Source organism: Microbacterium xerophyticum, from assembly GCF_053543555.1.
In genome coordinates this window covers 231,076-238,005 of record NZ_JBLVOB010000005.1, presented here as the reverse complement: position 1 = coordinate 238,005, position 6,930 = coordinate 231,076, and the positions used below count along the sequence as shown (strand labels likewise).

General features: G+C 68.2%; 9 protein-coding genes. 3 read left to right on the top strand and 6 right to left on the bottom strand.

The features are described 5' to 3' along the window. Positions 1 to 78: 78 nt before the first annotated feature. Genes ACNPNP_RS05665 through xseA form a run of 5 tightly spaced genes read right to left on the bottom strand, consistent with a single transcriptional unit; the run spans position 79 to position 4,360 of the window. Positions 79 to 1,500 carry a class II fumarate hydratase gene (locus ACNPNP_RS05665; protein ID WP_448965077.1) on the bottom strand — a complete coding sequence of 474 codons (1,422 nt, stop codon included), beginning with the start codon at positions 1,498 to 1,500 and terminating at the stop codon, positions 79 to 81. Beyond that, complete coding sequence (locus ACNPNP_RS05660; RefSeq protein ID WP_448965076.1) at positions 1,497 to 2,171, bottom strand: carbonic anhydrase; 675 nt, start codon at positions 2,169 to 2,171, stop codon at positions 1,497 to 1,499. Before ACNPNP_RS05660 ends, ACNPNP_RS05665 begins: the two co-directional genes overlap by 4 nt. Further along, positions 2,168 to 2,809, bottom strand: a complete 642-nt coding sequence (locus ACNPNP_RS05655; protein WP_033104851.1) for a DUF4245 family protein — start codon at positions 2,807 to 2,809, stop codon at positions 2,168 to 2,170. Before ACNPNP_RS05655 ends, ACNPNP_RS05660 begins: the two co-directional genes overlap by 4 nt. Beyond that, complete coding sequence (locus ACNPNP_RS05650) at positions 2,806 to 3,054, bottom strand: exodeoxyribonuclease VII small subunit (protein ID WP_448965075.1); 249 nt, start codon at positions 3,052 to 3,054, stop codon at positions 2,806 to 2,808. The genes ACNPNP_RS05655 and ACNPNP_RS05650 overlap by 4 nt, the downstream gene beginning before the upstream one ends. A gap of 28 nt (positions 3,055 to 3,082) precedes the next feature. Continuing rightward, positions 3,083 to 4,360 carry an exodeoxyribonuclease VII large subunit gene (gene xseA, locus ACNPNP_RS05645; protein WP_448965074.1) on the bottom strand — a complete coding sequence of 426 codons (1,278 nt, stop codon included), beginning with the start codon at positions 4,358 to 4,360 and terminating at the stop codon, positions 3,083 to 3,085. Between the two features lie 149 nt (positions 4,361 to 4,509). Here xseA and ACNPNP_RS05640 point away from each other — a divergent pair, with 149 nt between their 5' ends. Genes ACNPNP_RS05640 through ACNPNP_RS05630 form a run of 3 tightly spaced genes read left to right on the top strand, consistent with a single transcriptional unit; the run spans position 4,510 to position 6,649 of the window. Beyond that, positions 4,510 to 5,514, top strand: coding sequence for a 4-hydroxy-3-methylbut-2-enyl diphosphate reductase (locus ACNPNP_RS05640; RefSeq protein WP_448965073.1), 1,005 nt, complete (start codon positions 4,510 to 4,512; stop codon positions 5,512 to 5,514). Between the two features lie 50 nt (positions 5,515 to 5,564). Continuing rightward, positions 5,565 to 6,098 (top strand): DUF6264 family protein, encoded by a 534-nt coding sequence (locus tag ACNPNP_RS05635; protein WP_448965072.1) that lies wholly within the window; start codon positions 5,565 to 5,567, stop codon positions 6,096 to 6,098. Further along, the gene (locus tag ACNPNP_RS05630; RefSeq protein ID WP_448965071.1) at positions 6,095 to 6,649 is read left to right on the top strand and encodes an MOSC domain-containing protein; all 555 of its coding nucleotides are present in this window, start codon (positions 6,095 to 6,097) and stop codon (positions 6,647 to 6,649) included. Before ACNPNP_RS05635 ends, ACNPNP_RS05630 begins: the two co-directional genes overlap by 4 nt. Positions 6,650 to 6,661: 12 nt before the next feature. Here the strand turns inward: ACNPNP_RS05630 and ACNPNP_RS05625 are convergent, their stop codons facing one another. Continuing rightward, positions 6,662 to 6,883, bottom strand: a complete 222-nt coding sequence (locus ACNPNP_RS05625; RefSeq protein ID WP_448965070.1) for a DUF1918 domain-containing protein — start codon at positions 6,881 to 6,883, stop codon at positions 6,662 to 6,664. Between the last annotated feature and the right edge of the window lie 47 nt (positions 6,884 to 6,930).

Here is a 6,930-nt window from a genome sequence, read left to right as displayed (position 1 = left end):
AAGCGTGAAGTCGGTCCGACAGGTGGCGTGTCGGCCCCCGAGGTCGGCGGACCGGGGTGGCCCCAGGGGGTAAGGGGCTCAGCCCGGGTGGGTCATGCTCAGCAGGTCGAGCTTCTCGTCGAGCTGCTCCAGCGTCAGCTCGCCGCGCTCGACGTAGCCGAGGTCGATCACGGCGTCGCGCACAGTGACACCCTGGGCGACGGCGTGCTTGGCGATCTTCGCGGCCGCTTCGTAGCCGATGAGCTTGTTCAGCGGAGTCACGATCGACGGGCTCATACCCGCGAACGCCGCCGCACGCTCGGTGTTCGCGACCAGACCGTCGATCGTCTTGTCGGCGAGCACGCGCGACGCGTTCGCGATCAGGCGGATCGACTCCAGCAGCGCGGTGCCCATGACGGGGATCGCGACGTTCAGCTCGAACGCACCGGATGCGCCGGCCCAGGCCACGGTCGCGTCGTTGCCGATCACGCGGGCGCAGACCATCAGGACGGCCTCTGGTACGACAGGGTTCACCTTGCCGGGCATGATCGACGAGCCGGGCTGCAGGTCCGGGATGTGCAGCTCACCGAGACCGGTGTTCGGGCCGGATCCCATCCAGCGCAGATCGTTGTTGATCTTCGTCAGCGACACCGCGATCGTGCGCAGTGCACCGGATGCCTCGACCAGGCCGTCACGGTTGGCCTGAGCCTCGAAGTGGTCCTTCGCCTCGGTGATCGGCAGCTCGGTCTCCTCCGCGAGCAGCGCGATGACCTTCTGCGGGAAGCCGAGCGGCGTGTTGATGCCGGTGCCGACGGCCGTTCCGCCCAGCGGCACCTCGGCGACGCGGGGGAGAGCGGACTGCACCCGCTCGATGCCGAGGCGGATCTGGCGGGCGTAGCCGCCGAACTCCTGGCCGAGGGTGACGGGCGTCGCGTCCATGAGGTGCGTGCGGCCCGACTTGACGGCATCCTTCCACAGCTCCGCCTTCGCCTCGAGGGCGACGGCGAGGTGGTCGAGCGACGGGATCAGCGTGTCGATGAGTGCCTGGGTGACCGCGATGTGCACGGAGGTCGGGAACACGTCGTTCGACGACTGCGACGCGTTCACGTGGTCGTTCGGGTGCACGGCCGAGCCGAGGATGCTGGACGCGATGGACGCGAGCACCTCGTTCATGTTCATGTTCGACGAGGTGCCGGAGCCGGTCTGGTAGGTGTCGACCGGGAACTCGCCGTCGTGCGCGCCCGAGGCCACGCGGTCGGCGGCAGCGGCGATGGCATCCGCGATCGCGCCGTCGAGGGTGCCGAGTTCCTTGTTCGCGAGCGCCGCGGCCTTCTTGATGCGCGCGAGGGCAGCGATCTGCGCGGACTCGAGGCCCTTGCCCGAGATCGGGAAGTTCTCCACGGCACGCTGCGTCTGTGCACCGTACAGTGCATTGACGGGCACGCGGACCTCGCCCATGGTGTCGTGCTCGATGCGGTAGCCCTGCGACTCTTCGCCGCTGCGCTGGTGAGTGTCGGTCACTGCGATCCCTCCTGGGTTGCGGGGACGTCCTCGACCCCGGTGTTGATTCCTACTGAGATGGCGGGCACGGCCGTGCCCTCGGCAAGACGGTAGTTGGCGCCCACGATGCCCAGGCGCCCCTCGGCGACCGCGTCGCTGATCAGCTCTGACGACTGCAGCAGGTTGGCGACGGTGTTGCGCAGGTGCTCACGTCCGACCTGCTCGGCATCGATGTCGGCGGGAGATGTGCCGCCGTTCTGAGCCAGCACCTTGCGGGCGGCGGGGATGATCGGCGCGATGAGCTTCCAGATGTGCGGCGGCAGCGGGTCGGCGTCGATCGCGGTGCCCTCGATCGCTGCGCGCACGGCACCGCACTCGTCGTGCGCGAGGACGACGATCAGCGGCACCTTGAGGATCTCGACGGCGTACTCCAGGCTCCCGACGATCGACTCGCCGATCACCTGTCCGGCGTTGCGCACCACGAACAGGTCGCCGAGGCCGAGATCGAAGATGATCTCCGCAGCCAGGCGCGAGTCCGAGCACCCGAACAATGTCGCGACCGGATTCTGCTGGTGGGCCAGGTCGTGACGTCGCTCGACATCCTGATTCGGATGCCGCGGCTCACCGTTCACGAATCGACGGTTGCCGTCGAGCATCTGCTGCCAGGCTGCGGTGGGGGTGAGCGTCGTCATGAGGCCTCCGCGATGACGTTGATCTGGGGGATGAGCGACTCCGCGAGCTCGGCCGTCGAATCGGCCGAACGCGAGCCGTACAGCAGGATGTAGTCGTCGCCGGCCTGGGTGCCGATGGCGTACGACACGTTGTCGTCGGTGTCGCCGCCGAGTTCGTACACGTCCCAGTCCAGCCCGCCGATCCGCGTGGTGTCGGTGGCGGCGGTGCCGCTCAGCATCTGAGGCGCCCACGAGGAATCGTCATCGAACGCCTGTGCCACACGGATGAAACCGCGCTCGTCCTCGGCGGCGGGTGCCAGCGTGATGTTCCACACGACGGTCGCGCCGCCCTGCAGCTCGGCCGCGTTCACCCGCCAGAAGTCGTCCGGCTCTGGCACGAGGGCGGGGCTGCCCATGGTCGTCTCGACATCAGCGGCGATCGCGGCGACGTCCACCGTCGGCTCTGACGCCCTTTCTCCGCGCGGAACCGCGAAGATGACGACCGCGACCACGGCAAGAGTGATGAGGAGTGCGGCGACGAGGTTGCGGAAGTTCTGGCTCGCGCGGTAGCTCTTGCTGAACTCCGCCTTGCGGGCCGCGGTCTCCTCCGGCGTCTCGGGACGTCCGAGCTCGGCGACGATCGGAGGGTTCTTGCTCACGACTCGGCCTTGCCGGATGCGTCGGAAGAGTCGGATGCTGCGGCACGAGCCTCATCGAGGCGGCGCTTCGCGCCGAGGAGCCACTCCTCGCAGCGGGCCGCGAGAGCCTCGCCGCGCTCCCAGAGGGCGAGCGAGTGCTCGAGAGTCGGGGCGCCCTGTTCGAGTTCGGCGACCACCCGCACCAGTTCATCGCGAGCGGCCTCGAACGACAGGGTCTCGACAGGGGAGTCGGTCGGCGCAGTCACGGTTCCCATCCTACGTCCCGCACGCGCGTCACTCCGTCTCGGCGATCTCGCCCTCCGAGCGCGCGGCGAGCGATCCGCGGTCGACCGTGATCGTCAAAGCGGCACCGGCCGGAGCATCCGCCGCGTCGCGCAGGATCACGCCGCCGTCGAGGTGCGCGATCGCATAGCCACGTGCCAGCGTCGCTGCAGGCGAGAGCGCACGCAGTGACGCCCGCAGCTCTGTGGTCTTGCGCGCGGCGGTGTCGAGGCGTCGCGTGATGGTGTCGCGACCGCGTGAGACCTGCAGCCAGATCTCCTGCGCACGGCCTTCGAATATCGGGTCGGGGGAGCGCAGCACCGGGCGGCTGCGCAGCTGCTCGAGCTGCTGGATGTCGTGAGATATGCGCTGCGTCAGCCGCATGGTCGCGCGCGAGCGCAACTGACCGATCAGTGCGCGTTGCTCTCCGACGTCGGGAACCACCCGCTTGGCGGCATCGGTCGGCGTCGAGGCGCGGAGATCGGCGACGTCATCCAGAAGAGGATGGTCGTTCTCATGCCCGATCGCGGAGACGATCGGAGTGGATGCCGCGGCCACCGCGCGTATGAGGCGCTCGTCACTGAATCCGAGCAGGGTCTGGGGATCACCGCCGCCGCGGGCGATGATGATGACGTCGACGTCGGGATCGGCATCGAGTTTCTTCAGGGCGGCCAGGGTGTCGGGTACGCAACGATCGCCCTGCACCGCGGCGTACTCGGTGCGGAACCGCACCTGCGGCCAGCGCAGCTCAGAGTTGCGATGCACATCCTTCTCGGCATCCGACCGTTCGCCGGTGATGAGGCCGATCACGTGGGGGAGGAAGGGCAGGGGCTTCTTGCGCGACGGATCGAACAGCCCCTCCTGACGCAGCTGGACGCGGAGCTTCTCGAGGCGCTCGAGCTGGTCTCCGAGCCCGACGTGCTTCATGGCCGACACGGTGAAGCTGAAATCTCCGGCCTTGACGAAGTAGTCGGCCTTCACCGCCGCGACGACATGATCGCCGATGCCGAGATCAGCGGGGATGCGTCCACGGACGCTCGACCAGATGCGGATGGAGATCTGCGCGTCGGAGAGGGTGTCCTTCAGTCGGGCGAACACGTTGCCGCCGCGCACGTTCCATGAGGTGATCTCGCCCTCCACCCAGACGACGTTCCACCGCGCGATGAAGTCGCGGATCGTGCCGTTGAGTCGGGCGACGGAGGTCGGGGCGTCTGCGGTCGAGTCGCGCGGAGCCACGGCATCCGCCGGGGGCGCCTCGCCCTTCGCCGGTGTCGCTTCGAAGACCGTCATCTGGCCCCTTCCGTGCTCGTGCGCCTGAGTGCCCGTCCAGGCCCGGCATGACCGTTCGAAGGTAGGATCGAAGGGTGAGCCAGGCCACCGTACATCTTCCCGTTCCCCGCATCCCTCGATCGCGGGCGGCGCGGCTTCAGGATAACCCGGTGGACGGACACAAGCGGGTTCTGCTCGCCGCACCCCGCGGTTACTGCGCGGGCGTCGACCGTGCTGTCGTCGCCGTCGAGAAGGCGCTCGAGCGCTACGGCGCCCCCGTCTACGTGCGCAAGCAGATCGTGCACAACATCCACGTGGTCACGGAGCTCGAGGAGAAGGGTGCGATCTTCGTCGAAGAGGTCGACGAAGTGCCGACCGGCGCGCACGTCGTGTTCAGCGCGCACGGTGTCTCTCCGGCGGTCGTGAACGCGGCATCCGAGCGAGGACTGCAAGCGATCGATGCGACCTGCCCGCTGGTGACCAAGGTTCACCGGGAGGCCGTGCGGTTCGCCCGCGACGATTTCGAGATCCTGCTCATCGGCCACGAAGGGCATGAAGAGGTCGAGGGCACGGCCGGCCACGCACCCGAGCGCGTGACCATCGTGAATTCGCCGGAAGAGGCTGACACCGTCGTGGTCAAGGACCCGTCGAAGGTCGTCTGGCTGTCGCAGACCACGCTCTCGGTCGACGAGACCATGGAGACGGTCAACCGGCTGCGTCTGCGCTTCCCCGATCTGCAGGCGCCGCCGTCCGACGACATCTGCTACGCCACCCAGAACCGCCAGGTCGCGATCAAGAAGGTCGCCGTCGACGCCGAGCTCGTGATCGTCGTCGGCTCGTCGAACTCGTCCAACAGCGTGCGCCTGGTCGAGGTCGCACTGGAGTACGGTGCCAAGGCCGCATACCGGGTCGACTACGCCGACGAGATCAAGCAGGAATGGCTCGACGGCGTCGCCACGGTCGGCGTGACGAGCGGGGCATCCGTCCCCGAGGTGCTCGTGCGCGAAGTGCTCGAGACTCTTGCTGCCGCCGGATACGGCGATGTCGAGGAGGTCCGCACCGCCGAGGAAGATCTCATCTTCTCGCTCCCCAAGGAGCTGCGCCAGGATTCCTCCGGACAGCGCGATGCGCGTGCTCTCGGTGGCCGTACCGCGGGTGTGAGCGCGACGAACTGACCTGGCGCTGTCTGCGGTCGGTTCAAAGTGTGCCCCGCTAGCATTGCGGGATGACCGATCAGCGGCCCCAGTACGGCGAGTATGCGACCCCGGATGAACAGCGACGGCTGGCGGGCCTCCCGCCGCTGGATGCTGCGCCCGAGGCTCCCGCTGCCGCCCCGGTGATCGAGCAGACGGTGCAGGCGGAGCCGGCCCGTTCGATCACGCGGGCACGCCCGTGGGACCGGATCATCACGATCGCTCTGCTGGCCTACGGCCTCGTCAACGTCGTCATGACCGGGCTGTCGTACCTGGACCTGCCGACGGTCATGAACGAGAGCATGAGAATCCTCGGCGTCGAGGGCGAGTTCACGAACTTCGCTCAGGGCAAGCTGTGGGGCACGACCGCGGCCGTCCTCCTCGTCTTGGGGTGGGTCATCACGGCCTGGTTGTCGCTGCGGCGCCTGCGCACCGGAAAGCTCACCTGGTGGGTGCCTCTCGTCGGGGCGGCCGCGACCATGGTGGTCGTGTCGATCTGCATCATGATCCCGATGATGGGCGACCCCGCCTTCATGGCGTACGTCGACGGGATGGCTGGACGTTGAGCGCCGCGAGCGTGCTCGCCGTGTGCGCGGTGCACGCGCTGCGACCGGATGCCGGGAGCGTGGGCATCACCGCGATCGACAAGCGTCCGGTGTCGGGCCCGGTGCGCGTCGGCGCGTACGGGGTGTATGCCGACGTGCAGGCCGACCGTAAGAACCACGGGGGACTCGACCAGGCTGTGTACGCCTACTCCCAGGAGGATGCCGCGTACTGGCAGGGCGAACTCGATCGTGAGCTGCCCGCGGGTTGGTTCGGCGAGAACCTGCGCGTCGACGGCATCGACCTCAGCGCGGCCAAGGTCGGCGAACGCTGGCAGATCGGCAGGAGTCTGACGGTCGAGGTGACCACTGCGCGCAATCCGTGTCAGACGTTCGCGCGCTGGGTGGGCGGGGATGACGAGCGAGGCTGGGTCAAGCGCTTCGCCCAGGCTGGTCGTCTCGGTGCGTACCTGCGTGTCGTCGCGACGGGGCGCATCGAGGCCGGCGATGAGATCACCGTCCTGGAACGGCCGGATGACGCCCCGACGATCCTCGAGGTGTACCGGGCCAGGTAGGCGCCGACCGGCTCAGCCCTCGGCGACGTGCGCGTCTGGTCCGGGATAGACCGTGCCCTCGTGCCCGTCGTCCCACCGCACCAGATACGGCGGTGAGCCTTCGTCGCCGTGCACTTCGACGATCTCGCCTTCGCGCCTGTGCGCGGTGTCCGTGCGTCCTTCGACGATCAATCGGTCACCGGGTTTCGCCTGCATCGTCATCACACCCTTCCCTCGCGGATCGGATGCTTCCACGATGCTCCTCGCGACGCCGTGTGGCAAGCACCTGCTGCATCGACCGC

Coding starts and splice junctions, on each gene's coding strand:
- xseA (WP_448965074.1), bottom strand. CDS start 4,360: ATGACGGTCTTCGAAGCGACACCGGCGAAGGGCGAGGCGCCCCCGGCG.
- ACNPNP_RS05660 (WP_448965076.1), bottom strand. CDS start 2,171: ATGACGACGCTCACCCCCACCGCAGCCTGGCAGCAGATGCTCGACGGC.
- ACNPNP_RS05635 (WP_448965072.1), top strand. CDS start 5,565: ATGACCGATCAGCGGCCCCAGTACGGCGAGTATGCGACCCCGGATGAA.